General features: G+C 44.3%; 28 protein-coding genes. 25 read left to right on the top strand and 3 right to left on the bottom strand.

Annotated elements, in window-relative coordinates; all coding sequences use genetic code 11:
* Positions 1 to 78: 78 nt before the first annotated feature.
* Positions 79 to 945 (bottom strand): ketopantoate reductase C-terminal domain-containing protein, encoded by an 867-nt coding sequence (locus BLR15_RS01085; protein ID WP_092983799.1) that lies wholly within the window; start codon positions 943 to 945, stop codon positions 79 to 81.
* A 75-nt stretch (positions 946 to 1,020) separates the two neighbouring features.
* Between BLR15_RS01085 and panB the strand changes: the two genes are divergently transcribed.
* The 4 genes from panB to BLR15_RS01105 are packed head-to-tail and all read left to right on the top strand — an operon-like array spanning position 1,021 to position 4,081.
* Positions 1,021 to 1,839 (top strand): 3-methyl-2-oxobutanoate hydroxymethyltransferase, encoded by an 819-nt coding sequence (gene panB, locus BLR15_RS01090; RefSeq protein ID WP_092983801.1) that lies wholly within the window; start codon positions 1,021 to 1,023, stop codon positions 1,837 to 1,839.
* Positions 1,823 to 2,668: a pantoate--beta-alanine ligase gene (panC, locus tag BLR15_RS01095; RefSeq protein WP_092983803.1), complete on the top strand. Its 846-nt coding sequence runs from the start codon at positions 1,823 to 1,825 to the stop codon at positions 2,666 to 2,668. The genes panB and panC overlap by 17 nt, the downstream gene beginning before the upstream one ends.
* Positions 2,661 to 3,047, top strand: coding sequence for an aspartate 1-decarboxylase (gene panD, locus BLR15_RS01100; RefSeq protein ID WP_092983805.1), 387 nt, complete (start codon positions 2,661 to 2,663; stop codon positions 3,045 to 3,047). The genes panC and panD overlap by 8 nt, the downstream gene beginning before the upstream one ends.
* A gap of 35 nt (positions 3,048 to 3,082) precedes the next feature.
* Positions 3,083 to 4,081 carry a CAP domain-containing protein gene (locus BLR15_RS01105; RefSeq protein WP_245696451.1) on the top strand — a complete coding sequence of 333 codons (999 nt, stop codon included), beginning with the start codon at positions 3,083 to 3,085 and terminating at the stop codon, positions 4,079 to 4,081.
* A 55-nt stretch (positions 4,082 to 4,136) separates the two neighbouring features.
* Here BLR15_RS01105 and lexA read toward each other — a convergent pair whose 3' ends face one another.
* Positions 4,137 to 4,751, bottom strand: coding sequence for a transcriptional repressor LexA (lexA, locus tag BLR15_RS01110; RefSeq protein WP_092983807.1), 615 nt, complete (start codon positions 4,749 to 4,751; stop codon positions 4,137 to 4,139).
* Between the two features lie 141 nt (positions 4,752 to 4,892).
* Between lexA and BLR15_RS01115 the strand changes: the two genes are divergently transcribed.
* The 9 genes from BLR15_RS01115 (at position 4,893) to BLR15_RS01155 (ending at position 14,693) form a co-directional block, all read left to right on the top strand.
* Complete coding sequence (locus BLR15_RS01115; protein WP_092983809.1) at positions 4,893 to 5,138, top strand: hypothetical protein; 246 nt, start codon at positions 4,893 to 4,895, stop codon at positions 5,136 to 5,138.
* A gap of 68 nt (positions 5,139 to 5,206) precedes the next feature.
* Complete coding sequence (locus tag BLR15_RS01120) at positions 5,207 to 5,443, top strand: DUF896 domain-containing protein (RefSeq protein ID WP_092983812.1); 237 nt, start codon at positions 5,207 to 5,209, stop codon at positions 5,441 to 5,443.
* Between the two features lie 14 nt (positions 5,444 to 5,457).
* Entirely contained in the window at positions 5,458 to 7,443 is a 1,986-nt protein-coding gene (tkt, locus tag BLR15_RS01125; protein ID WP_092983814.1) for a transketolase, read from the top strand.
* Positions 7,444 to 7,514: 71 nt separating this feature from the next.
* Positions 7,515 to 7,757, top strand: a complete 243-nt coding sequence (locus BLR15_RS01130) for a YneF family protein (protein ID WP_052256561.1) — start codon at positions 7,515 to 7,517, stop codon at positions 7,755 to 7,757.
* 278 nt (positions 7,758 to 8,035) lie between these two features.
* Positions 8,036 to 9,727, top strand: a complete 1,692-nt coding sequence (locus BLR15_RS01135; RefSeq protein ID WP_092983816.1) for a glutathione ABC transporter substrate-binding protein — start codon at positions 8,036 to 8,038, stop codon at positions 9,725 to 9,727.
* A gap of 138 nt (positions 9,728 to 9,865) precedes the next feature.
* Positions 9,866 to 11,647: an ABC transporter ATP-binding protein gene (locus tag BLR15_RS01140; protein WP_092983818.1), complete on the top strand. Its 1,782-nt coding sequence runs from the start codon at positions 9,866 to 9,868 to the stop codon at positions 11,645 to 11,647.
* The gene (locus tag BLR15_RS01145) at positions 11,640 to 13,403 is read left to right on the top strand and encodes an ABC transporter ATP-binding protein (protein ID WP_092983820.1); all 1,764 of its coding nucleotides are present in this window, start codon (positions 11,640 to 11,642) and stop codon (positions 13,401 to 13,403) included. Before BLR15_RS01140 ends, BLR15_RS01145 begins: the two co-directional genes overlap by 8 nt.
* 88 nt (positions 13,404 to 13,491) lie before the next feature.
* Positions 13,492 to 14,196 carry a cytochrome c biogenesis CcdA family protein gene (locus tag BLR15_RS01150; protein ID WP_092983822.1) on the top strand — a complete coding sequence of 235 codons (705 nt, stop codon included), beginning with the start codon at positions 13,492 to 13,494 and terminating at the stop codon, positions 14,194 to 14,196.
* A 32-nt stretch (positions 14,197 to 14,228) separates the two neighbouring features.
* Positions 14,229 to 14,693 carry a CcdC family protein gene (locus BLR15_RS01155; RefSeq protein ID WP_092983970.1) on the top strand — a complete coding sequence of 155 codons (465 nt, stop codon included), beginning with the start codon at positions 14,229 to 14,231 and terminating at the stop codon, positions 14,691 to 14,693.
* On the opposite strand, the gene BLR15_RS01160 is transcribed toward BLR15_RS01155, so the two are convergent.
* A complete protein-coding gene (locus tag BLR15_RS01160; protein WP_092983824.1) occupies positions 14,690 to 15,184 on the bottom strand; it encodes a DUF2621 family protein in 495 nt (164 codons plus the stop codon). The two genes, BLR15_RS01155 and BLR15_RS01160, sit on opposite strands and share 4 nt — an antisense overlap.
* A gap of 91 nt (positions 15,185 to 15,275) precedes the next feature.
* On the opposite strand from BLR15_RS01160, the gene BLR15_RS01165 reads away from it, so the two are divergent.
* The 12 genes from BLR15_RS01165 (at position 15,276) to rbsK (ending at position 26,527) form a co-directional block, all read left to right on the top strand.
* Positions 15,276 to 15,476, top strand: a complete 201-nt coding sequence (locus BLR15_RS01165) for a DUF1659 domain-containing protein (RefSeq protein WP_092983826.1) — start codon at positions 15,276 to 15,278, stop codon at positions 15,474 to 15,476.
* Positions 15,477 to 15,498: 22 nt separating this feature from the next.
* Complete coding sequence (locus tag BLR15_RS01170) at positions 15,499 to 15,711, top strand: DUF2922 domain-containing protein (RefSeq protein ID WP_092983828.1); 213 nt, start codon at positions 15,499 to 15,501, stop codon at positions 15,709 to 15,711.
* Between the two features lie 17 nt (positions 15,712 to 15,728).
* Positions 15,729 to 15,842, top strand: coding sequence for a YvrJ family protein (locus BLR15_RS01175; protein WP_331465662.1), 114 nt, complete (start codon positions 15,729 to 15,731; stop codon positions 15,840 to 15,842).
* A gap of 46 nt (positions 15,843 to 15,888) precedes the next feature.
* Entirely contained in the window at positions 15,889 to 16,998 is a 1,110-nt protein-coding gene (locus BLR15_RS01180) for a metallophosphoesterase family protein (protein ID WP_092983832.1), read from the top strand.
* Positions 16,985 to 19,969, top strand: coding sequence for an AAA family ATPase (locus BLR15_RS01185; RefSeq protein ID WP_176754010.1), 2,985 nt, complete (start codon positions 16,985 to 16,987; stop codon positions 19,967 to 19,969). Before BLR15_RS01180 ends, BLR15_RS01185 begins: the two co-directional genes overlap by 14 nt.
* Positions 19,970 to 20,003: 34 nt before the next feature.
* Entirely contained in the window at positions 20,004 to 21,422 is a 1,419-nt protein-coding gene (locus BLR15_RS01190; RefSeq protein WP_092983836.1) for an MDR family MFS transporter, read from the top strand.
* A 105-nt stretch (positions 21,423 to 21,527) separates the two neighbouring features.
* Complete coding sequence (locus BLR15_RS01195) at positions 21,528 to 22,148, top strand: SCO family protein (protein ID WP_245696452.1); 621 nt, start codon at positions 21,528 to 21,530, stop codon at positions 22,146 to 22,148.
* Between the two features lie 177 nt (positions 22,149 to 22,325).
* The gene (locus tag BLR15_RS01200) at positions 22,326 to 22,850 is read left to right on the top strand and encodes a GNAT family N-acetyltransferase (protein WP_092983972.1); all 525 of its coding nucleotides are present in this window, start codon (positions 22,326 to 22,328) and stop codon (positions 22,848 to 22,850) included.
* A 153-nt stretch (positions 22,851 to 23,003) separates the two neighbouring features.
* On the top strand, positions 23,004 to 23,288 hold the full coding sequence (locus BLR15_RS01205) for an SDR family oxidoreductase (protein WP_245696453.1): 285 nt from the start codon (positions 23,004 to 23,006) through the stop codon (positions 23,286 to 23,288).
* 170 nt (positions 23,289 to 23,458) lie between these two features.
* Entirely contained in the window at positions 23,459 to 24,655 is a 1,197-nt protein-coding gene (locus tag BLR15_RS01210) for a CynX/NimT family MFS transporter (protein WP_092983840.1), read from the top strand.
* A gap of 74 nt (positions 24,656 to 24,729) precedes the next feature.
* Complete coding sequence (locus tag BLR15_RS01215) at positions 24,730 to 25,668, top strand: nucleoside hydrolase (RefSeq protein WP_092983842.1); 939 nt, start codon at positions 24,730 to 24,732, stop codon at positions 25,666 to 25,668.
* Positions 25,661 to 26,527 (top strand): ribokinase, encoded by an 867-nt coding sequence (gene rbsK, locus BLR15_RS01220; protein ID WP_092983844.1) that lies wholly within the window; start codon positions 25,661 to 25,663, stop codon positions 26,525 to 26,527. Before BLR15_RS01215 ends, rbsK begins: the two co-directional genes overlap by 8 nt.
* The last annotated feature ends 40 nt before the right edge of the window (positions 26,528 to 26,567 follow it).

Raw genomic sequence — 26,567 nt, forward strand, 5'->3', positions numbered from 1 at the left:
TTAACGTATGTTTACAGTCATTTCACTATTTTAAGATATTAATACCATTATGGTATATTTATGCTCATATATCTCCGGTCATCTCCCGGCCGAATATCCTTTCAGCAGTGCGTAAGTCACATCCAGTACGGGCGTCGGCACATCTCCTTTATGATCATAAAAATATTTTTGGATGAACTCATATTCCGTCTCTGTCCGGTTCATAACGTCATAGTACATGCTTGTCCCCATATGATCCGGGTAACTCTTAAACAAATTGATTGAATGGCCGATAAAGTCATCACTGATGATGCGGGATTCCCGGTTGATGACAGCCTGGCCTTCCTTCAGCAGCTGTTCGGTCAGATTTACAATATCTGAATCATGAAAAATCCGGGCAGTATTTTGTGACAGGGCGGTCATGGTATTGACGCCCAGGTTGATTAAAAGTTTTTCATAGCGCAGTTTCTCGAACTGCTCGTTTTTGATGATTTCAAGTTCAACATCTTCTTTTGATTCCAGCAGAGAAATCAGTTCGTCCAGATGATGATATTTTTTATTTTCGATGATGAGTTTACTGTCTCTGAAATGTTCTATGTAATCGTGTTTCTTCCTGCCGCTGATATAAACGACAGAAGGTATGCTGTTTTTGAACCAGTCGTCATATCCCATACCATTTTCACAAAGTATGATGTCAGTGTGTTCATGTGACATTTCAGGGATGAGATCGACCAGACCCCTTAAAACTGTCGCTTTTGTGGAAATAAAAATCACATCGAATTTAGTGCCGTCATGTTCAGCGGTGGGCTGGATTGTGTAATTGTAACGGATGTACTCATCATGTTCCAGTATGGTGAAACCGCTTTGTCCGGTTCTTGAATATAAAGTGACGTCCAAATCGATTGATTTTAATTCTCTGGCGATAATGCTGCCGACTGCTCCGATGCCGATACAGGCAATTTTCATGAATATTCCTCCGAAAGCCTTTATATTAATGTGGTAAAATAATTATAACTTATATAACATACAGGGGGAAGATTAATGAAATCTACATCGGATTTTATTGAGATGAAAAAGAATAATGAGAAAATCACCATGCTGACGGCATATGATTATCCGAGCGCACGTCAGGCAGAAGCGGCCGGAGTGGATATGATACTTGTCGGTGATTCACTCGGCATGACGGTGCTGGGATACAGTTCGACTGTTGAAGTGACTCTTGAAGATATGATTCATCACACAAGAGCTGTGAGAAGGGGAGCGCCGGATACATACATTGTTGCCGATATGCCGTTTGGCACATATCATGTGAGCAGGGAGGAGGCGGTGAGAAACGCAATCAGGCTGTATCAGGAAAGTGGTGCCAATGCAGTCAAGATCGAAGGCGGACATCTGCAGAAATTTATACATACGCTTGTTGACGCAGGTGTTCCTGTTGTGGGGCATCTGGGGCTGACTCCGCAGTCTGTCGGCATTACAGGTTTTAAAATGCAGGCATCTTCCAGAGAAGAGGCAGAAGAACTGCTCGATACACTTGAGACGTTTGAAACGCTTGGTGCCGTCATGACAGTACTTGAGGCGATTCCGGGAGATCTGGCGGTAAAAGCTGCAGAGCGTGTGGATATTCCGCTTATCGGTATCGGTGCAGGGGCCGGCACGGACGGCCAGGTCCTTGTCTACCATGATATATTAAAATATGGTACAGGAAAGCCGCCAAAATTCGTCAAGCAGTACGGCGATTTCGACGAAATTGGGGTAAAGGGTATAAAACAATACGTCCGGGAAGTGAAAGAACTGAAATTCCCTGACGAACAGACTACTTATAAAAAGAAGGTTTATGAGGATGAAAACAACCAGTAAAATTAATGAGATCAGAGAATATTTGAGTGCCGATGAGATTGGAAAAATCGCTCTCGTGCCAACTATGGGCTACCTGCACAGCGGACACCTGAAGCTGGTCGATACAGCTAAAAAACATGGTGACACGGTAGTGGTCAGTATATTTGTAAACCCTCTGCAGTTCGGACCTGATGAGGATTTTGACAATTATCCAAGAAACCTGGAACGGGACTTGCATATATTGAAGGAGAACGGCGCAGACTACGTCTTTCACCCGGAAGTGGATGAAATGTATCCTGGGGATCTTGAGCTCGACATCTCTTTGAACAGCATGGCCGGAGTACTCGATGGTGTTAAACGTCCGGGTCACTTCGAAGGTGTCGTGACGGTCGTTAACAAGCTTTTCAATATCATCAGACCGGAATATGTCACTTTTGGTGAGAAGGACAGACAGCAGCTGATGATCGTCCAGAAGATGATAGAAGATTTCAACCATGATATTGAAGTTCTTGCAGTGGAAACGGAACGTGAAGATACGGGGCTTGCAAAAAGCAGCAGAAATACTAATTTGAGCGAGCAGGAACTGTCCGAAGCACCGCACGTGTATGAAAGTCTGCAGCTTGGCAATAAACTGATCCAGAGCGGTGAAAGGCATGTTGAAGAAATTAAGAATCAGATCACCGCTCATATTGATGAAAATACTTCCGGCATCATTGATGACCTTCAGATTCTAAGTCACCCGGATCTCGGCATGATGACACATGTGGACTCGGATGCTATAATATTCATTGCTGTACAATTTGAGAAAGCGAGATTGATCGACAATCTGATGGTGAAAGTAAATGATTAGAACAATGATGAATGGCAAGATCCACAGGGCAAGGGTGACAGAAGCGAACTTGAATTATGTGGGCAGTATAACGATTGACCCCGAGCTGCTTGAAGCTGCGGACATACTGCCGAATGAAAAAGTTCAAGTCGTCAACAATAATAATGGTGAACGGTTTGAAACATATACGATAAAAGGAACAAGAGGCAGCGGAGAAATTTGTGTCAACGGTGCCGCCGCACGTAAAGTTCAGATCGGTGATGTGCTCATTATCATCAGTTATGCCATGATGAATGATATTGAAGCTCATGAACATGACCCACATGTAGTGATTGTGAATGAAGAAAATGATATTGTTGAAGAGAACTATGCAGAAATGAGAGCGACAGAATATCAATGATAAATTAATTTATCGATACTGAAGCAGGTGAAGCCGTGTTTAAAAAAACAATTTCATTTTTAATGTTATCACTGGTTATATTTTTCATATATCCGGCTGTAGAATCCTATAATTTTAAAAATGGACTGGATAAAAGTTATGCCAATGAATGGCTGAATCTTTATGTACTGCCGAATTATGATACATCGAAAATCGAACAGGTCAACAGTACACAGTCATATTCGATCGATTATCAGATGGGCGAGCCTTTCGAAGCGGAAGCTGAAGATGTAGAAGCTGTAATAGACAGTGAGTTTGCCGGGGAGTTCAATATTATTTATGAGGACGGCATCTTTCACATCCTTTTGGTGAACGAAGGAGAAGTGACCGGTCTCTATACAAACAATGACGAAGTCTCCATCGACTCGATCAACATTCAGGGGATGGATCGTGACAGTATAAGGGAAATATACGATCGTCCCGTGAAAACAGTTGATAAGGGCGGGAAACATCTGATTGTCGAGCATGAGCAGTATGATGTTTTTGATATCAATGATAAGTATGTCTACTTCTTTTATGATGTACATGAAGAAGATGAGGTAAACGGCCTGCTTACAGTGAAGAAATCAGAAATGAGACACAGTGACAGCATGTATAATCATCCGTCCGAAGAAGATAATGAAAGACTGAATTTTCATCTGATCAATGCGACGAGAGAAAAATATGGAGTTGCACCTTTGGATCATGATCCAAAAGCCAGCAAAGCAGCAGGAGAGCACAGCAGGGATATGGCGGCCAATGACTACTTTTCGCACAATGCACCCGACGGAAGCACTTTAAAGGACCGAATTGAATCATTGGACATTTCATACAGACTTGCAGGTGAAAATATAGCGACGGGACATACATCGCCGATATTTTCTCATCACAGTCTGATGAATTCGAAAGAACACAGAGTGAATACTTTGAATGATTCATATACACATATGGGAATCGGTGTGGAATATAATGCTGAAGAGGTACCATATTATACTGAGAATTATATTAAAAAATAGATTCGCCCGGACTATCCGGACGAATCTATTTTCGTTTTAGATATTCTTTTTCAATTTAAAATTCCCTGAACAGGCCGACAACTTTTCCAAGTACAGTCACACTGTCGAGGTAGATCGGCTCAAGTGCGGGATTTTCAGGCTGCAGGCGATAATAACCTTTTTCCTTATAAAACCGTTTTACAGTTGCTTCATCCTCGTCTGTCATCGCTACGATGATATCGCCATTATGTGCGATGTTCTGTTTACGTACAATGACACGGTCCCCATCAAAGATGCCGGCATCGATCATACTGTCCCCGGCTACATTGAGCAGGAATATTTCACTGTTATGGTTTGCTGTGAAATGTTCCGGTAAAGGGAAGTACTCATCAACATTTTCAACTGCTGTAATAGGGAGGCCTGCAGTGACCTTACCCAAAACCGGCACTTGAATTACTGGAGTGTATGACTGATTTTCCGTCTGAACAATTTCAATCGCCCTCGGTTTTGTCGGATCTCTTTTTATATAGCCCTTATCCTCCAATTTTGCCAGGTGTCCATGAACGGTGGAACTGGACTGCAGACCCACGGCATTTCCAATTTCCCTGACACTCGGCGGATAGCCTTTTTCCTGAACTGTTCTTTTTATAAATTGATAGATCTGTTTTTGTCTGTCACTGATTTCTTTCATAGTAAGACCTCCAGCCCTTTATTAATTATAATGATAGCATAAGTCTGGCCATCTTACAAACGTTTGTTCGTAAAAGTATTGACTGAGAACAGGCGTTCTGTTACTATGAAGTTACAAACAAACGTTCGAGGAGGATTCCCAATGCTTAAAGAAATCAAAGGTTTTTCTTTATTATTCCTAGCAGTTGTGATGATCGGTACGATATATATCTATTCTAGCAATAATGGCAAGAACGCATATTCTGATAATATATACACACAGGAAGTACACAATGAAACAATGGCAATCGAACAGGATACGAACGCAATCGATGAAATAATAGAGGAAAAGATACTTTCAACAGAAGAAAGTGACAGTGATCTCAAGTCCGTCACAATGGGAAAATAATTATTTAAGTATGAGAATGTACTCATACTTTTTTTTGTGTTAAATTATATAAGAAAGGATTGAATTTTATGCTTGAAAAGAAAAAACTCGATCGCATCAATGAACTTGCGAAGAAGAAGAAAGAGGGTACTCTGACGAAGACGGAAGCAGCTGAACAGCAGGAATTAAGACAAGAGTACTTGAAAACTTTCCGCAAATCATTCAAAGCCCAGGTGGAACAGACTAAAGTTATCGATCCCGAGGGCAGTGACGTGACTCCGGAAAAGTTAAAATCAATTCAACGAGAGAAAAATATTAGAAAATAGAGGAGATATTTACGATGGCTTTTGATAAGACTGATCAATTAGCAATTAATACTATCCGTACACTTTCAATTGATGCAATTGAAAAAGCGAATTCTGGTCACCCTGGCCTGCCGATGGGTGCTGCACCTATGGCATATACACTATGGAGCAAACATTTGAACTTCAATCCAAACTCAATGGACTGGTTCAACCGTGACCGCTTTGTGCTCAGTGCCGGACATGGATCAATGCTGATCTACAGCCTGCTTCATTTATCAGGCGGACTGGAGCTTGAAGAGATTAAAAACTTCAGACAGTATGAGTCCAAGACACCCGGGCATCCTGAGTTTAAACACACTGAAGGTGTTGAAATTACAACAGGACCTCTGGGACAGGGCTTTGCTATGAGTATCGGTATGGCTATGGCTGAGAAACATCTCGCTGCTAAGTATAATACTGAAAAATATAAAGTGGTAGATCATTACACTTATGCACTCGTAAGTGATGGTGATCTGATGGAAGGTATCTCACACGAAACAGCTTCATTCGCCGGTCATCTGAAATTGGATAATCTGATTGTTCTTTACGATTCCAATGATATTTCACTTGATGGCGACTTGGATAAAAGCTTCTCCGAAGATATTAAGAAGAGATTTGAAGCATACGGCTGGGATTACCAGCTCGTAAAAGACGGCAATGATCTTGATGAAATCGACCAGGCGATAAACAATGCAAAAAAAGCGGATAAGCCTGCAATGATCGAAGTTAAAACTGTTATCGGATATGGTGCGCCGAATAAATCAGGTAAGAGTGATGCACACGGTGCGCCGCTTGGCAGTGAAGAGCGTCAGGCTGCATTCGAGTATTATGGATTGGACCCTGAAAAGACTTTCCATGTGGAAGATGAAGTATATAAACGATTCAATGAAACTTTAAACAAGCGTGGCAACGAAGCCGAGGAAGCATGGGTCAAGCTTGTCCAGGAATACGGCAAGTCTGAACCTGAAAAGCATGCAGAGTTCATCGCGGCCATCAATGAAGAAGTACCGGCAGACTATGATGCCGACCTTCCAAAATATGAAGCGGGCACTAAAAAAGCGACGCGCGGTACTTCAGGGGATATGATCCAGGCACTGTCCAAGTCCGTTCCTTCATTGTTCGGCGGTGCAGCTGACCTTGCGGGAAGTAACAAAACTTCCGTCAGCGGACAGGAAGACTTCAGCAAAGACAACTATGCCGGTAAAAATATATGGTTCGGTGTGCGTGAATTTGCAATGGCGGCAGCATTGAACGGTATGTCAGCACACGGCGGCATAAAGCCTTACGGCGGAACGTTCTTTGTCTTCAGTGACTACTTGAAACCGGCAATCCGCCTGAGTGCACTGATGAAACTCCCGGTAACTTATGTATTAACGCATGATTCAATCGCAGTGGGCGAGGACGGCCCGACGCATGAACCTGTCGAACAGCTCGCCGGCCTTCGTGCAATTCCGAACTTGAATACAATCCGTCCTGCAGACGGCAATGAAACAAGAGCTGCATGGAAAGTGGCCGTTGAAGCAACGGAAACACCGACAGCATTGGTTCTGACACGTCAGGATGTGGAAGTGACCGATGTGGATTATGAAACTGTGGATGAAGGTGTTAAACGCGGCGGCTATATCATCTTCGATAAAGGTGATGACGCAATCATCTTCGCTTCAGGAAGTGAAGTGTCTCTAGCAGTGAATGCAGCGAAAAAATTAGAGGAGCAGGGCGTGAACATCAAAGTCGCTTCAATTCCTAACATGCAGGCATTCCTGAATCAGGATCAGGATTATATCGACAGTGTTCTGAACAAGGATATTGCGAACAGAACAGCTGTAGAAATGGCTGCGAGTCTCGGCTGGCATAAATTTACCGGCATCGACGGCAAATTATTGACTATCGATACATTCGGTGCAAGTGCGCCGGGAGACATCGTCGTTGAAAAATATGGTTTCACGGTAGAACAAGTGATGAGAACCGTTTTGGAAAAATAGTTTGTTGAAAAATTAATGATTTTAAGATAAACTATATAATGGTTTATGTACGGAGAAAGAGGTGAAGTCGCTTGGCTACATGGATTTGGATACTCATCGTCATCGTTGCACTTGTAGGTGGTTTAGCTTTAGGATTCTTTCTTGCGAGAAAGTATATGATGGATTACTTGGAGAAAAACCCGCCGATTAATGAAGATATGCTACGCATGATGATGATGCAGATGGGTCAGAAACCGTCGCAGAAAAAAGTGAATCAGATGATGAGTATGATGAATAAAAACGCAGGCTCCCAGAAAGAGCGCGCTAAAAAATAATATTTATGAACCGCCGGTCTTTGGATGAAGATCGGCGGTTTTTTGCGTTTTGGATATCGGTATTCTAACAACCTCGTACATTTCTACGACTTATTCGAACGGGTACTGACAAACGTGGTCAAAACTTGGATTGATAAGTATCGGCTGTTTATACGGTGTAATATTTATAAATCAGCACTTCCCGAAAATAAACAATGTTCCAGTTTATTTAAAAATTACATTGATATTGAAAATGATCATGTATACAATAAACATACATTATATAAGGGGGAAAAACGATGGGGAAGAAACATTACTTACTGTTTTTACTGGTCATCATGTCAATCTTCATTGCGGCATGTGCAAACGATTCAAATGTCGAGGAAGAGACTGCGGAAGGGGACGAAGGAGCAGCAGAAGACTCCGGTGCATCAGGGGATCTGACAATCGGTATGATGGATGAAATGGTCACGCTGGATCTGCATGGTTCAAATGATTCTGCTTCGTCGCAGGTCAGAAGGAATATTTACGAAACGTTGATCTATCAGAATGTTGATATGGAACTTGAACCGGGTCTTGCAACTGAATGGGAGCAGGTGGAAGATACGGTGTTCAATCTGAAGCTCAGGGAAGGAACGACGTTCCATAACGGATCTGAATTCACTGCAGAAGATGTAAAGGCGACTTTGGACCGTGTACGGGATGAGGCTGTTGCTTCGCAAGTGCTATTTTTATTTGAAATGATTACAGAAGTAGAAGTGGTCGGAGATTATGAAGTGAATCTTCATACAGAATATCCTTTTGCACCACTGCCGAGCCATCTGGCACATACAACCGGCGGCATCATGAGCAAAGAGCTGATCGATTCTGATTATCAGGCTGCGCTTGATGCAGCGGAAGTAGATATGACGGCGGATGAATTCTATGAACTGCGTGAGGAAGGCGGTTCTGAATATGAAGAGGTTGCTGAACAGATTTCCGAAGACCTGGGCGGCGTAATAGGTTCTGAAACTGATGGCACCAACCATCTTCAGCTTGAGTCGCGTTCTGCGGGAGAGTCAGTAACACTGGCGAAGTTCGACAATTTTCAAGGCGGCGAAAGGAACTTTAACAATGTGACATTTAGAGTGATTCCTGAGAATGGTGCCAGGATGGCAGAATTGGAAACCGGCGGTATTGATGTGGCGATAGATATTGATTCATCGAGTGTTGACAGAATAGAATCGGGCGAATCGACGGAGCTCTTGGAACAGGAATCCGTACGTATGAGCTATCTCGGCTTCAACACACAGCAGGAGCCGTTTGACGACCTCAATGTGCGTCAGGCAATCTCTCATGCCATCGACCGGGATTCAATCATTTCAGGCGTGTATGATGAAATGGGAATTGCCGCTGAAGGACCGCTTGCTCCGGATGTATGGGGCTATAATGAAGATTTGGAAGGTGCGGAGTACGATATTGAGCGGGCCCGGGAACTGCTCTCAGAAACGGATGTAGCCGACGGTTTTGATACGACAATCTGGGTGGACAATGATCCACAGATTGTGGATACGGCGGTTTATATCCAGGAGAGCCTGTCGGAGCTCGGCATCAATGTGACGATTGAGCAGTTTGAATGGGGCGCCTACCTTGAAACTTTGGCGAACGGCGACCATGATATGTTCATCCTCGGCTGGACGACGGTGACGGCTGACGCGGACTACGGGTTATATGCCCTTTATCATCAGGATAATATCGGTGAACCGGGTAACCGTTCATTTTACGAAAACCAGGAATTGAGCGACCTGCTTGATGCGGGACGTTCAGAATCGGATGAGGATGCAAGGTACGATATTTATCAGGAGGCACAGGAAATTCTCGGCGAGGAAGTGCCGACAGCCTATCTGTTCCATACGAACTTTGCTCTAGGTGTGAATTCGGACAATGTCAGCGGAGTTGAACTGGATCCGACAGGCGGTGTCAGATTCGATAAAGTGACATTTCCTGAGTAAAATAAATTCCAAGCATGCTGTGAAATCTGCAGCATGCTTTTTTTATTGATTACAACTTTATAAGTATTTCATAAATCGAAATATATGGTAAAATTTTAGTGGGAAAGACGTAGGGGGAATTATGATGGGGGATACAAAATGAAGGTCTTTAAAAAATTATGGTGGTTTTTCAAAAGGGAGAAAAACAGCTATATATTTGGTGTTATAATGCTGATTCTTGTGGCATTGATGGAATTGATTCCGCCTCAGATCATCGGGCGTGTAATAGACAGCATCACTCAAGGGACGTTGACACCGCGAAGTTTGACAATATTTATAGTTGTTCTGCTGGTTACGGCAATTTTTACATACATATTCAGATATTACTGGAGGATTTTAATTTTCGGGGCGAGCCACCGGCTGGGAAAAATATTGCGGACGAGAATGTTCGGCAAGTTTTCCCGGATGAGTCCATATTTTTATCAGGAACGGCGGACCGGCGACCTGATGGCGCACGCGACGAATGATATACGTGCTGTGCAAAATACTGCGGGGCCGGGTATTTTAACGATTGCGGATTCGATTATTACCGGCGGGGCTGTGTTGATAACGATGGCGGTCACCGTCAGTCCGAAGCTGACTTTGATAACGATGATTCCACTGCCTTTCATGGTCATTTTGACCAGCTACTATGGGAAACTTCTGAACAGGGGATTCAGAAAAGCGCAGGCTGCTTTCAGTGAATTGAATGATAAGACACAGGAAAGTATCGCGGGCATCAAAGTGACAAAGACGTTCGGCTATGAAGAGAGTGACCAGAAAGACTTCAAAGCGCTCAGTGATGATGTTGTTGAAAAGAATCTGAAGGTCTCAAAGATTGATGCATTGTTCGATCCGACGATCATGCTTGTCATCGGAATGAGTTATTTTCTTGCCATCATCTTTGGTGCAGAGATGGTTTTATCCGATGAAATCACTTTGGGGCAGCTGATTACGTTTACTACCTATCTCGGCATGATGGTCTGGCCGCTGCTTGCGCTGGGGATGTTTTTCAACCTTGTCCAGCGCGGACGTGCGTCTTATGAACGGATTGAGGAGATTATGAACACGGAAAACGATATCGGCCACGATTACAGAATCGAAGATGCGCCGGACGGGGATATCAGCCTGAATATCGGGGCATTCAATTTTCCCGGCGACGATGAAGTGGCGCTCCGTGATGTCAACTTTGATATAAGAAAAGGTCAGACTGTCGGCATAGTCGGCAGAACAGGATCGGGTAAAAGCGCTGTCATCAGACTGCTGCTGCGAGAATTCGATGCGAACAACCCGAAAGATATAACATACGGTGACGTGAGTCTCCGGGATTATAATATCAGCAATCTGCGTGCACAGTTCGGCTATGTGCCACAGGACCATTTCCTGTTCTCGACGACAATCAGGGAAAACATTGCGTTCAGCAATCCTGTGCTCGATGATGAAATCATTCATGAAGCGAGCAGGCTGAGCAATATTCATGAGGATATACTTGCATTTACGGATGGATATGAAACCGTTGTGGGAGAACGCGGGGTCTCATTATCCGGCGGACAGAAACAGCGTATTTCGATTGCAAGGGCTCTGATTACAGATCCTGAAGTATTGATACTGGATGATTCACTGTCAGCGGTGGATGCACAGACTGAAGTCAATATTTTAGAGAATATATCGAGGGTCAGACAGGGCAAGACGAATATCATTACAGCCCACAGAATCAGTGCAGTTTCAAAAGCGGATCTGATTATCGTCATGGATGCCGGCACCATCGTTGAACGCGGCACCCACGAGGAGCTGTTGGATGCGGGCGGCTGGTATTATGAAACACACCGCCAGCAGGCACTCCGTCAAAACTTGACGGATGAACTGGATGACCTGGTGAAGGGGGATGAATCAAATGAATGATACGGTTAACCTGACCGCCCGTGATCAGCTGAAGGTGTTGATGCGTCTACTGACATATACATTCCCTTTCAAAGGGGTTATCGTGCTGGCATTTATCATGCTCATCTTGTCCACCGTGGCGGGAATGATAATTCCTTATCTTGTGATGGTCTTTATCGACGATTATCTGACACCGGCAGTGTTCCCCGAGGGGGAAATCACCATGCTGGTTGCGGTATATCTTCTTGTGCAGATCATCGGCGCAATTACGACCTATATGAATATATATCTGTTTCAGTATTTAGCATTCAAAGTGATCCAGCAGCTCAGAATCGATGCATTCAATAAGATAGGAAAACTCGGCATGAAGTACTTTGATAAAGTGCCCGGCGGAAGCATAGTGTCCCGTCTGACGAATGACACCGAAGCGATAGTCGAGATGTTCATCGGCGTATTTGCGACATTTTTAATGGCATTTTTCATGATGACATCGAGCTATGTCATGATGTTCGTGCTGGATGTGAGACTGGCATTCATGGCGCTTATATTCATGCCGCTGATTTTTTTAATCATGCTGGTCTACCGCAAATATTCGGCAATATTCTTTTCGCACGCAAGACAGCTGCTGTCCGACCTGAATGCAAAGCTTTCGGAATCGATTGAAGGAATGAAGATCATCCAGGTCTTCAATCAGGAAGAGCGTCTACAGGAAGAGTTCAGGCATATCAACGATGAACACTATGAATATAATATGAAAACAGTGCGTCTTGACGGACTGCTGCTCAGACCGGCCATCAGCATGATTCAGATACTCGCCATCGCGGTCATTCTCGGCTATTTCGGACTCCTCAGCTTTGAGGCATCCATTACAGCCGGACTGATCTTTGCATTCATCCAGTACATGGAACGTTTCTTTGAACCAATCAACCAGGTGAGTCAGAACCTCAGCATATTCCAGCAGGCCCTGGTGGCTGCGAGCCGTGTGTTCAGACTGATTGATGACGATACTCTGGAACCCCCTCAAAATCCTGTCCGTGAAAATAAAATCACCGATGGCCGTATTGACTTCAACAATGTCACTTTCAGTTATGACGGTCAGGTGGATGTTCTGAAAAATATCAGTTTTACAGCCATGCCCGGAGAAACTGTCGTACTGGTCGGCCACACCGGCTCGGGAAAAAGTTCGATCATCAATCTGTTCATGCGGTTTTATGAATTCGAAAGCGGTGAAATTTTAATCGACGGAGAGTCCATTAAGAAGATGCCGAAATATGAATTGAAGGAAAATATCGGCCTCGTGCTCCAGGACCCGTTCATATTCTACGGTACCATCGAGTCCAATATTAAACTCTATCATCCGACGATGACATTCGAGCAGGTAAAAGCGGCGGGTGAATTCGTCAGGGCGGACAGTTTCATTGAAAAGCTTCCCGGTGAGTATCATCACAAAGTTCTGGAGAAGGGCAGTACTTTTTCAAGCGGGGAGCGGCAGCTGATCGCGTTTGCCAGAACCATAGCTGTCGAACCGAAAATACTGATACTCGATGAGGCGACTGCAAACATCGATTCTGAAACGGAAGAGGAAATTCAGAAGTCGCTCAATGTGATGAGAAAAGGGCGGACGACGCTTGCGATCGCCCACAGACTTTCCACCATACAGGACGCCGATTTGATTCTCGTTTTGAATAAAGGTGAAATCGTCGAAAGAGGCACCCATGAAGAACTGCTGGAGTCAGAAGGGATCTATCATAAGATGTATCTGCTTCAAAACGGATGAGTACATCCAAATGTCATAATTTATTCTAAATAAAGCCCCCTAAAACACTGTTTCTTTGATAAAATACAGTTGAATAGGGGGTATTTATGTGGGCAGTGAAGTGACATTTTTACTGGCATTCGGAGCAGGTGTTCTCAGTTTTGTTTCACCTTGTGTGCTACCCGTCTTCCCGGCTTTTGTTTCATACATAACCGGGATGAGCTACAACGAAGTTGAAAATCAGAAATTTAATGCCCGTGCAATCTTCCATACATTATTTTTCCTGATAGGATTCAGTTTAATATATATCGCACTTGGATTCGGTACCTCCTTTTTTGGTGGAGTATTCATAGAATACGGGAACCTGATCAGGCAGGTCGGCGCAATATTGATCATCGTGTTCGGTCTCATCATTACCGGTGTACTGAAGTTCAATTTTTTAATGAAAGACAGGAAAGTTTCATTTAAAAACAGACCGTCCGGGTTTATCGGATCAATTTTGATCGGTATGGCTTTCGCCGCGGGATGGACACCTTGCAACGGTCCGATCATCGGCGCCATTTTTGCAATGAGTGCGACTGAGCCGAGCAACGCACTTGTTCTGATGATCGTATACTGTTTAGGTTTCGGTGTGCCGTTCTTTGTCCTCAGCTTCTTTGTTTCAAAAACACGCTGGATGCTCAAGTACTCGAACGCCATCATGAAAGGCGGCGGCATTGTGATGATATTGATGGGGGTCCTGCTATACTTTGACGGACTGACTCAGGTTATCATATGGCTGCAGCCATTCTTTGGTGATTTCCAGGGATTTTAAGAAGGTATGATATGTTGAATATTGATATAGAAATGCTTTTATTCACACTGGCATCAATCATGGCGGTATTCATGGGCATCGCTGTCATCTTCGTCCGCCAGAAGGCATCAAAACGGCCGCTTTCAATCAAAAAGATATTGATACCGCCTGTAATGATGTCTACCGGTGCATTGATGTTCGTCTTTCCGTATTTCAGGCTGACGGTTACAGAAATTTTGGAAGCTCTCATCATCGGCCTGATCTTCTCTTTACTCCTTGTCATCACGACGAAGTATGAAGAGAGGGGCGACCGGCTTTACGTCAAGCCTTCAAAGTGGTTCATCGGTATTTTATTGGCATTATTGATCATCAGAACTTCTTTGAAATCGATCTTATCGATGTCGATTTCTCCGGGAGAAATCGGCGGCATGTTCTTTCTGCTGGCATTCGTCATGATTGTCGTATGGAGATTATCCATGTTAATTAAATTTAAGCAATTTAAAAAGCAGCTGGGCTAGCCCAGCTGCTTTACTTTTTCCGTCTGTTCGAATATGGAGAATTTCTCCTTCTCATCATCTGCATATTGGAACAGTGCTTCATATGGAGTATAATCTATCTCCAGCTGATCCAGTTTTTTCTTCATGAATCTGTGATCTTTCTTCGGTGTTGCTATAATATAACCCTTCATAATCTGATCGAGCTCTATCTTTTTCACGCCTTCGTCGAGAGCGACTTTCGAGATCCTGCCGGCGATTCTTTCTTTCGCCACCTGTCTGAACAGCTCCGGAACCGGGCTTACCAGTTCATTCAGCAGTGCTTTCGTATCATCGTCCCAAAGCGGCAGACCTTTTTCTATATAATAATCCTGCCAGTCGAGCTCGCTGTATCCATCTTCTTTGGGCATTCTTCTTAAAAACTTTCTGAACATAAAAAATCCGCCTATGAACAATGCGCCGACCATTATGAACATCCACAGGGTAATTCCCCACATGAACAACGTATCAGTCATACCCTTCACCTCACATACCATTATATTTAAAAAAAAGAAATATGTCCATATACGAATTTGTGACGATATATAGTGTGAGGAGGTGAAGAGGATGCATAAAACGACAAGTGCAAGATTTTATTACATGACAACAGACGCAGAAGGCAAAGAGATTTTACGTTACCGTTCCGTACCGAACATTGATGTGACATCGACTGACAGCGAAATCAACCAGGTTATGGAAGTATTTGAAACATTGACATTGGATTCATATGCTCTGGTTGAAAAACTGGAAACATACGTTATTGGATAAATTAATATAAGGAGGATTTCAAATGGATAAAAGACTGGTTGTTGTTTTTAATACAGATGCGAACAGACGATTTACAATGAATTTCCGTAATCCGAACGAGGCGCTCACTGAAGCGGAATTACTGGAAGCAGCACAAAAACTGATTGACACGGATGCACTCGACCCGATGCAGGGGAAACCCATCGGTGTCCATTCCGCCAAAATAGTCAGCACTGATACACAAGTCATCATCTAGTGGACTGGATACCGTTCGTGAGTGACGTCGGTTTCCCGGTAGTGATCACCTTTTTTCTCTTGCACCGTATGGAAAGAAAATTGGATGACCTCATCATCACTATCCGACAACTCCAAAATATAACGCCCTGATTTTTATCAGGGCGTTTTTTTAGTATAATTGATTTGAGGTGTTGATATGAAAATTTTACATACTGCCGACTGGCATATAGGAAAGAAACTGAACGGCAGAGATTTGATGGACGACCAGAAATTTGTACTGGAACAGCTGATGAAACAGATAAAGGAACTCAAGCCTGATATCATAGTGGTTGCAGGAGATCTGTACGACCGCAGCAACCCTTCCAAAGAAGCACTGAACATGGTGAACCATTATCTTTATAAAATGAATAAGGAGATGGGTCTGCCGGTCCTTATGATCAGCGGCAACCATGACTCGAAAGCGCTACTTGATTACGGGTCTGAATGGTTCAAGGCGTCTGATCTGTATATCCATACTTCTCTCGACGATATTTTGGAGCCGGTGATGATCAATGGTCATAACTTCTACCTTGTTCCGCATATCGATGTACTGGAGGCAAGGCATCATTTCGATAATAAAGAGCTCCGCACCCACCATGATGTCTACCGGCATATTGTTGAGCAGATTGAGCTTGACGCAGAAGTGAAGAACGTTTTGATCGGCCACCTGTTCATCCAGGACGGCAAGCAGAGTGAATCGGAAAGGGCATTATCCATCGGCCTGTCCGAAGAAGTGGATAGTGAAATATTCGACAGTTTCGATTATGTGCTGCTCGGACATCTGCATCATCCGTTCGCGATCAGCCATGACAAAATATTCTACAGCGGATCACCGCTCAAATATTCATTCAATGAAGTAAAGCAGCCGAAAGGTTTCAGATGGATAGACACCGAAGAAAATACCGTTAAATTCATTCCTCTGACACCGGTGCACGACATTGTCGAGTATGAAGGCAGCTACGACGACATCATCAATGAAAAAATTGATTTTGACGATAAGGAAGCATATTTCAAATTCATACTGTCTGATCTGAGACACGTAAAGGAACCGATGTCGAAAATCAAAATGATATATCCGAACACTTTGGAACTGAAAGTGACGGCAGAAAACCATGATTTCAATATGACGACGATCGATATGAAGGAAACGGGCGACTACGACATATATGCGTCCTTCATGGAAGAGATCGGCCGGAAGCCGCCGACGGCCATCGAAACGGAATTATTTGAACAGCACTTTGGAGGTGGCAATAATGAGACCGATTAAACTGCATATGGAATATTTCGGGCCTTTTAAAAATGAAACGATCGACTTTACCCATGCGGACGGCCAGATGTTTCTGATCAGCGGGAAAACCGGTTCGGGCAAGACGATGATCTTCGATGCCATCACATTCAGCCTCTACGGCCAGACTTCGACGACCGACCGGGATGAGTATTCGGTCAGAAGCCAGTTTGCTTCCGACAATGACATTTCAAAAGTCAGTCTGGAGTTTATTGTCGGCAAAAATAGCTTTACGGTCGAACGGGAACTGAGCTTCAGCAAAGAGGGCAGGAAGTCAAAAGTGCCGTCCAAAGCTGCACTTTACCGAGAGGACGGCAGTGTCATCGAAAGTTCTGTTACAGGTGTCACCGGCAAAGTGATCGATATCATCCAGCTGACCGCCGACCAGTTCAGGCAGATACTCATACTGCCCCAGGGGGAGTTCAAGAAGATGCTTGTTTCTACGAGTGAAGATAAGCAGAAGATACTCAGGACTTTATTCCAGACGGAACGCTTTGTAGACTTTGAAAACAGGCTGAAAGAACTGGAAAAAAGCGACAGGACAGAACTTCATCAGCTGGAGGCGAAAATCGGCGAGCAGCTGAGTACACTGGAAGATAATGAGGCGCACCCAAGTTTCAACCACCAGATTGAATCTCTGAAAATGAAAATTAAGAATGTGAAGAAACAAGCCGGGGAACTGGAGAAGCACATCATTTCCACAAGGGAGAAACGCAGCGGGCTGCAGGAGGAACTGAAGCACAAATACGCGCATAATGATAAAGTCGGTCAGCTTGAAAAGCTGAAGATGCATCAGACGGCGTTGAATGCCGGTTCCAGTAATATCACATTGATGGAAGATGAGATTTCCGACTACAACAGGGTCAAGACCATCGATTTTGAACTCAGGCGGGAAGCGGAGCTGAAAGAGACGCTCGACGGTCTTCATAAAAAAGAGGCCGAACTGAAAACCAGATACGAAGATTTACAAAAAGAATACGACCGGCTGGCAGAACAGATGAATGAACTGAAGAAAAACGAGCCGGAAATTCTGGAAACAGAAAAATATATAACGAGAAATGAACGGTTTCTGACACAGAAATACGAAAAACTGCCGGAAGAAATATCCGCTGTGAATGACAGGCTGAAGACACTTTCGGAGTCCACAGAACAGCTGCAAGCGGAGCATCTGAATTGCTCACAGGAGATGCAGCACATCACAGTCACGAAAGATGAAGCGGATGAACTGACAACGCGGAAGCACAGACTGGAATTTCAGCAGAACGAGCTCAAAAGGAAACTTGATGACGAGAAGCAGTTTATGGAATACGATAAAAAACTCGCAGAGACAAAAGCCCTTTTGGAGAGGAATAAAGAAAACCGGGAGCAGTGTGAATCGTCTCTTAAGGAGATGAAGTCATCTGTCCAAAGTAAATATGCAAAAGAGGACCAGCCGCACATTGAGCATCTGCTCGGCCATCTGACAGTCGGTGAAGCGTGTCCTGTGTGCCAGAGTACCGTAGAAACCATCCCTGCCGGGATTTCATATTTGAGTGAAGATGAAGAACAGGAAATCAACCGCCTGAATGCACAGCTGCAGACGCTTGAAGATGAAGGCAAATCGCTGGAGGGTGATTCCACACTGTATAAAAGATTATTAAGCGGAATGGAACGTCATTCATATGATGAACTTTCAAGGTCATTATCCGTTACGAAAGAAGAGATTGCAAAAGTATCTGACAAAATTTCATCAGTGAAAAAAGCGCTTGAAAGAAAAGAAGCGCTCGATAAAGAAATTTCAAAAAAATCCACTCAGATCCAGCAGTCTTTGTTTGAACGGGAAAAGAATAATGACAGGCTTTCACAGCTGAAAGAACTGCTTGAAGAATTCAAAGCGGAGACTTCATCTGATAACTATGACGGTTTCAAAAATCATATGAAAGAACAGCAGGAAGCAGTCCGCAATTTTAAAATGGACAAAGAAAAGCTGGAAGAAAGACAGAGTGATTTAAATAAGGAAATCACCGTCGTCAGCCAGTCACTGAAACACAGTGCTGACAGTATAAAAGAGAATCAGGAAAAAATTGTCACACAGAGTGAGGCAGTGGATGCGTTCCTTCAAAAAGAACCTTTCATCGACCGGAATGAGCTGAGACAAATTTTAAGTCAGACGGATATCGAATCCAAGGAAAAGGAAGTCCGTGCATTTCACGAGGAGAAGCGTTCAACTGAAAAGCAGATTGCTGAAATTGAGAAAACACTGGTGCAGACTGATTATTATAATACCGGGGCAGATGAGGAAAAAATAAAATCCGCAGAAGAGGAAATCGAACGATTCCAGCGGGAGCTTGCAGTACTGAATAATAATATCAGACAGTATGACAGGGTGCTCTCGACGGTTTCTGGATACATCGGGGAATATGAAGAGAAGAAAGAGCATTTTGAAGCGGTCAGCGATCTGGTTCAGAAGGTCGGCGGCAATAATGAGAGCAGGGTGTCACTCGAGCGTTATGTTCTGATGTACTTTTTGGAAAAAATATTGAACATCGCGAATGACAGACTGCTTGATATGACGAATCACCGGTACGCACTGGTCCGGAGCCGGGCCAGAATAAGCAGGAAAACAGGGCTCGATATAGAAGTATTCGACTACTACAACAACTCCGCACGCCATATTTCTTCGTTATCCGGCGGTGAAACGTTCCAGGCGTCTTTGTCTCTGGCGCTCGCACTCAGTGAAGCGGTCCAGCAGGAAGCGGGCGGCATCAGTCTCGATACGATGTTTATCGATGAAGGATTTGGTACACTGGATAAAGAAACACTTGAAATTGCGATTTCGACTTTAATCGATCTGCAGTCGAACGGCAAGACGATCGGCATCATTTCACATGTCAACGAATTGAAAGAAAGATTGAACTATATACTGGAAGTGACTTCGACTGATGAGATCAGTACAGCTGAGTTTAACTTTTAATATTTTATTTCTGATTTAAGAGAGTAGTGTCAATATGAATACCAACCAATCAAAGTTTTTTAATGAAAGGAATTTTGTCGTCGCCAACCTGATCATCGGGGCGTTCATAACAATATTGAACCAGACACTGCTTGTCACTGCAGTGCCTTCGATCATGGCTGATCTGGAGATTCCATTCAGTACTGCGCAGTGGCTGACGACAGGATTCTTTCTGGTCAACGGCATCATGATTCCCGTCACGGCATTTCTGATCAATAAATTTACGACAAGGAAATTATATATTTTCGCTATGACGCTGTTTACCATAGGTACGCTCATCGCGGCAGTATCTCCCGTATTTCCACTGCTGCTTTCAGGCAGGATTGTACAGGCGGGTGCGGCCGGCATCATGATGCCGCTCACCATGGTCGTCCTGCTCAAAATGTTTCCGGCTGAAAAACGGGGTCGTGCGATGGGGCTGTTCGGACTGATCATCGGTTTTGCACCGGCCATCGGTCCTTCCCTGTCAGGCTACATAGTTGAAATATGGCCGTGGAGAACATTATTCATCATTGTGGCGCCGTTTGCCGCACTGAACATTTTCTTCGCCTTTAAATTCATGCGTAATGTCACCGAGACGACGGACCCGCCGGTGGATTACATCTCGATCATCTTATCAACACTAGGTTTCGGCGGTATGCTGTACGGCTTTTCTGTTGCAGGCATGAGCGGATGGACATCACCCGAAGTGCTCATTCCGATCACAGCGGGAGGAATCATCGTGGTAATTTTTGTCCGCAGGCAGCTGCGTCTCGAAATTCCGATTTTACAGCTCAGGGTATTCAAAAATAAATATTTCCTGATCAGTTCGCTGATCGGCGTCATCGTCTTCACTTCGATGGTGAGCGCTAATAACATCTTGCCGGTACTGATGCAGGATATGCTTGGATATACAGCATTCGAATCCGGTCTTTCACTTCTGCCGGGAGCGGTCCTGATGGGAGGATTCGGCCTGGTCGCAGGTGTGATGTTCGACAAATACGGCATTAAGACGCTGACATTCACATCTATGGGCATCATACTGGTGACATCGATTCTTCTGTCCGTGCTGGATGAAAACACATCATGGACCTATATTACAATCGTCTATACATTCCGTCTTGTCGGCACAGGGCTTTCCATGATGCCGCTCACGACTTTTGCGATGAACGCGCTGAAAGATCATCTGCTGCCGCACGGGACATCCATCAATAATACCATGAGGCAGATCGGCGGGTCTTTGTTTACAGCACTGCTGATCACTGTGATGACCGGATTTGCCTTCAGTGCATCAGGCGGCGATACGCCGTCGGTCGGTGAAGAGATTGCAGGGGTGAACATGTCGTTTATGGTATCGGCGGTCCTGGCATTCATCGGTCTGGTCATGGCGTTCTTTTTAAAGGAACAGAAATATATAAAGGCAGATGAGCAGTAAATGCGCATTGCTGACATAATAATTTCACAATAAAATATAAAAAGCATCACTATAGTCATTTTTTATCTGATATATTAGGAACAGTTGGACATGGAGGGTGTTATATTGAAAAAGTTTATATTGTTTAGTCTGTTTTCTGTAGTATTTTTAAGCGCCTGCAGTGATTCCGAAGTGGAGACCATGAGTCAATTCGGCAATGAGATACAGGAATACTCAGTCACCAATCAAAATGATGAAACGGTTACAGATGAAGATATGGAAGGCAAAGTCTGGCTGTTGGATTTTATATTTACAAACTGCGCAACAGTGTGTCCACCGATGACTGCAAACATGACACACCTGACCCAGGAACTTGAGGACCAGGGTATTGACGATTACGGCGTGCTCAGTTTCAGTGTCGATCCAGAAAGAGATACACCTGAAGCATTATCACAATATATCAGCTATTATGAAGTGCCGGAAGATACAGAGTGGCACCTGGTAACAGGTTACGATCACGATTTCATCCGCAGCTTTGCTGAAAAGAATTTCAAAACGATTGTCGCACCTGCGCCCCAGGGCAGTGACCAGGTGACACATGCGACAAGTTTTTACTTAATTGATTCAGAAGGTACAATAAGAAAATCATATCCGGGACTTGACCAGGGGGATAAAGGATTTCCTGTAGAGGAGATTGTGGATGATGTTGACAGTCTGACAGCAGAGATAGATAATAATGAACAATAGATAATACAGACTCTGCATCAAGCAGGGTGGACAGGCGTTCAAGATGCATATTGCAGATTGAACGCTTTTTTTAGGTCGATATGACAAAACATCAGTGATTAAGAATTGTGAAAAGTGACTGAACCGTTGATTGATGATACATTTAATTTAAACAGAGGTTCGAATGGAAGTATGGAAATGAGGATCAGAAGAGCATCTATAGATGAGGCGGCAAGCATTGCAAAAGTACACGTGGACAGCTGGAGAACGACTTACAGGGATATCATATCAAGCAGTCATTTGAATAATTTATCTTATGAACAGCACACGGAACTGTGGAGAGACAATATTGGAAAAGAAGATAATCATGTTGTTGTGGCGGAGGATGAAAACGGGCAGATTGTCGGGTTTGCAGATTCATGGAAACAAGAAAGCAGCTCAGCGGAAAGTTCGGGTGATTTAACCTCGATTTATCTCTTTGAAGAATATCAGGGCCAAGGCATCGGTAAAATGTTATTGAAAGCATTGTTCAACCATTTCAAAGAAATGGGTTATGAGAAAATATTCGTCGAAGTCCTTGAGGATAATAAAACCCGCTACTTCTATGAACATTATGGGGCAAAACTGATCGATACAGCCGAAATTAAAATTGGCGGAGAAATTTTAAACGAACTGATTTATGAATGGGATGATATTGATAGTGTACTTGGTAAATTACGATAATCAGAGTGTGTGGGTATGTACTGTTCTTCTAATGCTAAAAATAATAATTTCAAACCAAAATAGATAAATCAGGAAATCAATAAAAGGTTATTTAATTGTACAAGTATCCGGTTTGATTCATTAATCGGCGGCATAAGAGGACGCCTGGACAGCGTGGCATACAGTGCTTCCAAGTTTGCGGTGACGGGCATGAAGAAAGTGGCTGCGCTGGAACTCGGGAAGTATCAGATCAGGGCGAATTCGATTCACCCCAGCCTGGTGAATACAGGAATGTTTTCAGAAAGCTCTGGTGGTAATAGTGTTGCATCCGACCGGCCACTCGGCAGGGTATTGACTGCAGAAGAAGTTTCAAACCTCGTATTACACCTTGCCTCGGACGAATCAAGCTATACGACCGGTGCCGAATGTGTCATTGACGGCGGACTTACAGCAAGATAGACAGAAGAGATGATATTGGATTAAATGGTATAAAAACCGGGATGACCTGCTTTGCCGATATCCAGAATGGCCGGGGACATATTCCCGTCTGATTTTTTTGAGCAAAAGTATACAAACTCAATAACCATCCATGATATGATATTGAAGTTATCGGAAGGGAGCTTGAGAATATGTCGGTTCGTAAAGAACGTTATTACATCGCTTTATTATTACTTGTTATAATCTTCGTCGGTGCTTCATTGCGCTCGCCGATTTCTTCTGTCGGGCCTCTGGTTCCATTTTTCAGTGAAGATCTCTGCATCAATAATACTACAGTCGGACTGTTGAACACACTCCCTTTACTGGCGTTTGCCCTGTTCTCGCCATTCATACCAAAAATTGCCCGTAAGCATGGCATGGAAGTACCTTTGCTGATTGCAATGATATTTTTGACAGCAGGTATTTTAATCAGAGGTATGGATGGTATTTTCATGCTGTTTTTCGGAACGGCGATCATCGGCATGTCCATTGCAGTTGGTAATGTCCTGTCTCCTGGACTTATAAAAGCGACATTCCCTTTCAAAGTCGGTATCATGACCGGTCTGTATACTTTCTCCATGAACATCGTCAGTGCGTTATCAGCAGGGGTATCAGTATCGGTGGCAACGAGTGCAGATTTTGACTGGCGTACAGGACTTGCAATGTGGGGTATATTCCCGCTGATTGCAGTGCTGGTTTTAATTTTAAGAATGCCGAGAACGCTGGAAGAGCGTAAAAAAGTATTTAAGAAAATAGATGACGTACCGTCTGAAAAACTGTGGAATTCGAAACTTGCATGGGCAGTGACGCTCTATATGGGTCTTCAGTCTCTGATACCATATACTTTATTTGCCTGGCTGCCCGCAATATTGATTGAAAAAGGCTTCACTCAGACGACTGCCGGATGGCTGATGACAATTTATCAGCTGGGAATCCTGCCGACGACATTCATCGCACCGGTCATTGCATATAAATTTTCCGGGCAGAGAGGTCTCGGAGTGACGAGCGGATTGATGTGGTCTGTCGGATTGATCGGCATCTTTTTCATGTCCAATCACTGGATGATCATTCCGTTCCTTATCATTACGGGCGTCGGTGCCGGGACAACATTCAGTCTTGCAATGTTGTTCTTTGTACTGCGTTCAAAAACTGTCGAACAGTCTGCACAGCTGTCCGGCATGGCACAATCAGTCGGTTACGTGCTTGCAGCTACAGGACCGTTGTTTCTCGGAATGATAGCCGAGTCTGCCGGAACATGGGATATACCGATGGTCATTTTAATAATCATTTCATTCATGATTGCATTTTTTGGCTATTTTGCCGGAAGGGACCGTACAATATCTGGTTAAGAGTTCTCTGTTTAAGAGGACTTTTTTTATGCACTTATGCTACGATTGTTTTAAAAGATTGAGAAGGTGATTATATGAGAAACGTGATATTGGACTGTGATCCGGGGCACGATGATGCGATATCCATCATCATCGGTGCTTCAAAAAGAAGTGCGCTGAATATACTCGGCATTACTACAGTCGCAGGAAATGTCGAAGTGGAGAAAAATACGGTAAATGCACTGAAGGTCAGTGAACTGATCGGTCTGGACGTGCCTGTCGTGGAAGGGGCTGTACACCCACTTGTCAGGGAAAGTGAGATTGCACCTGAAATACACGGCGAAACCGGCATGGATGGTCCGGTTTTAAAGGATCCGGCAAAAGAGAAAACACCGGGTCATGCCGTCGATTTCATCATCGGCCAGGTTAAAAACAGCGATGGAAAAGTGACGCTTGTTCCGACGGGGCCGCTGACGAATATTGCGCTCGCTCTGATCAAAGAACCTTCCATCAAAGATAATATTGATGAGATCGTCCTGATGGGCGGCGGGACGTTCGGCAACTGGACACCTGCAGCCGAATTCAATATATATGTCGATGCCGAAGCGGCGAAGGTCGTTTATGAAAGCGGGCTGCCAGTAACGATGTTCGGCCTGGATGTGACGCATCAGGTCATCGCAGACACTGCAGTCATTGACAGAGTGGGTAAAATCGAAAACGACATTGCGGTCTTTGTAAAAGAACTGCTTGTGTTCTTCGCCGAAACATACAAGGACCATTTCGGCTTTCCCGGCGGTCCGATTCACGACGCATGTACGACGATGTATCTGATCAACCCGGAGATGTTCACATTTGAAGATGTCAATGTCACGATCGAGACAAAAGGCGAAGCCACTTACGGCATGACCGTCGTCGATCTGCTGAAGACGACAGGCAGGCCTGAAAATGTCAAATTCGCCACAGGCGTCGATACTGAAACATTCTGGAATATATTCCAGGACGTACTCGTCTCTTACGGTGAGAGTGATGAGTAAACCAAAAATCACAATCGTCGGCAGCATCAATATGGATCTGATTACGGTGACCGATCAGGTTGCAGCTGCCGGTGAAACAGTTTCCGGCACACACTTCGAGACACTGTTCGGCGGCAAGGGCGCCAACCAGGCCATCGCCGCTTCAAGACTCGGTGCCGACGTATCCATGATCAGCAAAGTGGGCGATGATGCATTCGGTGCAGAAATGATTAAAAACTTCGAAGACAACGGTGTAGTTACTGACGGTATCGCAGTTGAAGAAAAAACACCGTCCGGCATTGCGAACATCATCGTTTCCGACAAGGACAACCGCATCATTATCATCGCCGGCGCGAACGGTCAAGTCGATAAGGCGCATGTCGATAATTACACTTCAGTGATCAAGAACAGCGATATGGTGCTGCTCCAGTTTGAAATTCCGATGAATACGATCAGGCATACTCTCGATATATGCAGAAAAGAAGAGATACCGGTCATCATCAACCCGGCACCTGTGACAGAACTGGAACGTGAATACTTTGAAGCGGCGACCTATATCACCCCGAATGAACATGAACGGGCACAATTGTTCAAAATGCGGGAAGACGGACTGCCCGAGTATTATGAAAAACTCATCACAACGCAGGGCGCACAGGGCGCTTCGTACTTCAATGACGGCAGGGAGATATTGATCCCGCCGAAAAACGTCGATGTTGTAGACACCACCGGTGCAGGCGATACATTCAATGCCGCATTCGCGGTCGCCATCGCTGAAGGCAGGACGGTTGAAGAAGCAATATACTTTGCCAACGACGCTGCAGGACTTGCGGTGAGGAAACTCGGCGCCCAGAGCGGCATGCCGATGAGGGAAGAGATGTAGTAAATAAAGCTGAATATGAATACCAACTCTCAAGTTACAG

The sequence above is a fragment of the Lacicoccus qingdaonensis genome (assembly GCF_900101075.1).
Lineage (GTDB): Bacteria > Bacillota > Bacilli > Staphylococcales > Salinicoccaceae > Lacicoccus > Lacicoccus qingdaonensis.

Bases quoted from the DNA above. Each gene is read 5' to 3' on its own strand.
- BLR15_RS01085 (WP_092983799.1), bottom strand. From the start codon at position 945: ATGAAAATTGCCTGTATCGGCATCGGAGCAGTCGGCAGCATTATCGCC.
- panB (WP_092983801.1), top strand. From the start codon at position 1,021: ATGAAATCTACATCGGATTTTATTGAGATGAAAAAGAATAATGAGAAA.
- panC (WP_092983803.1), top strand. From the start codon at position 1,823: ATGAAAACAACCAGTAAAATTAATGAGATCAGAGAATATTTGAGTGCC.
- panD (WP_092983805.1), top strand. From the start codon at position 2,661: ATGATTAGAACAATGATGAATGGCAAGATCCACAGGGCAAGGGTGACA.
- lexA (WP_092983807.1), bottom strand. From the start codon at position 4,751: ATGAAAGAAATCAGTGACAGACAAAAACAGATCTATCAATTTATAAAA.
- BLR15_RS01115 (WP_092983809.1), top strand. From the start codon at position 4,893: ATGCTTAAAGAAATCAAAGGTTTTTCTTTATTATTCCTAGCAGTTGTG.
- BLR15_RS01120 (WP_092983812.1), top strand. From the start codon at position 5,207: ATGCTTGAAAAGAAAAAACTCGATCGCATCAATGAACTTGCGAAGAAG.
- tkt (WP_092983814.1), top strand. From the start codon at position 5,458: ATGGCTTTTGATAAGACTGATCAATTAGCAATTAATACTATCCGTACA.
- BLR15_RS01135 (WP_092983816.1), top strand. From the start codon at position 8,036: ATGGGGAAGAAACATTACTTACTGTTTTTACTGGTCATCATGTCAATC.
- BLR15_RS01140 (WP_092983818.1), top strand. From the start codon at position 9,866: ATGAAGGTCTTTAAAAAATTATGGTGGTTTTTCAAAAGGGAGAAAAAC.
- BLR15_RS01145 (WP_092983820.1), top strand. From the start codon at position 11,640: ATGAATGATACGGTTAACCTGACCGCCCGTGATCAGCTGAAGGTGTTG.
- BLR15_RS01155 (WP_092983970.1), top strand. From the start codon at position 14,229: ATGCTTTTATTCACACTGGCATCAATCATGGCGGTATTCATGGGCATC.
- BLR15_RS01160 (WP_092983824.1), bottom strand. From the start codon at position 15,184: ATGACTGATACGTTGTTCATGTGGGGAATTACCCTGTGGATGTTCATA.
- BLR15_RS01165 (WP_092983826.1), top strand. From the start codon at position 15,276: ATGCATAAAACGACAAGTGCAAGATTTTATTACATGACAACAGACGCA.
- BLR15_RS01170 (WP_092983828.1), top strand. From the start codon at position 15,499: ATGGATAAAAGACTGGTTGTTGTTTTTAATACAGATGCGAACAGACGA.
- BLR15_RS01180 (WP_092983832.1), top strand. From the start codon at position 15,889: ATGAAAATTTTACATACTGCCGACTGGCATATAGGAAAGAAACTGAAC.
- BLR15_RS01185 (WP_176754010.1), top strand. From the start codon at position 16,985: ATGAGACCGATTAAACTGCATATGGAATATTTCGGGCCTTTTAAAAAT.
- BLR15_RS01190 (WP_092983836.1), top strand. From the start codon at position 20,004: ATGAATACCAACCAATCAAAGTTTTTTAATGAAAGGAATTTTGTCGTC.
- BLR15_RS01200 (WP_092983972.1), top strand. From the start codon at position 22,326: ATGAGGATCAGAAGAGCATCTATAGATGAGGCGGCAAGCATTGCAAAA.
- BLR15_RS01210 (WP_092983840.1), top strand. From the start codon at position 23,459: ATGTCGGTTCGTAAAGAACGTTATTACATCGCTTTATTATTACTTGTT.
- BLR15_RS01215 (WP_092983842.1), top strand. From the start codon at position 24,730: ATGAGAAACGTGATATTGGACTGTGATCCGGGGCACGATGATGCGATA.
- rbsK (WP_092983844.1), top strand. From the start codon at position 25,661: ATGAGTAAACCAAAAATCACAATCGTCGGCAGCATCAATATGGATCTG.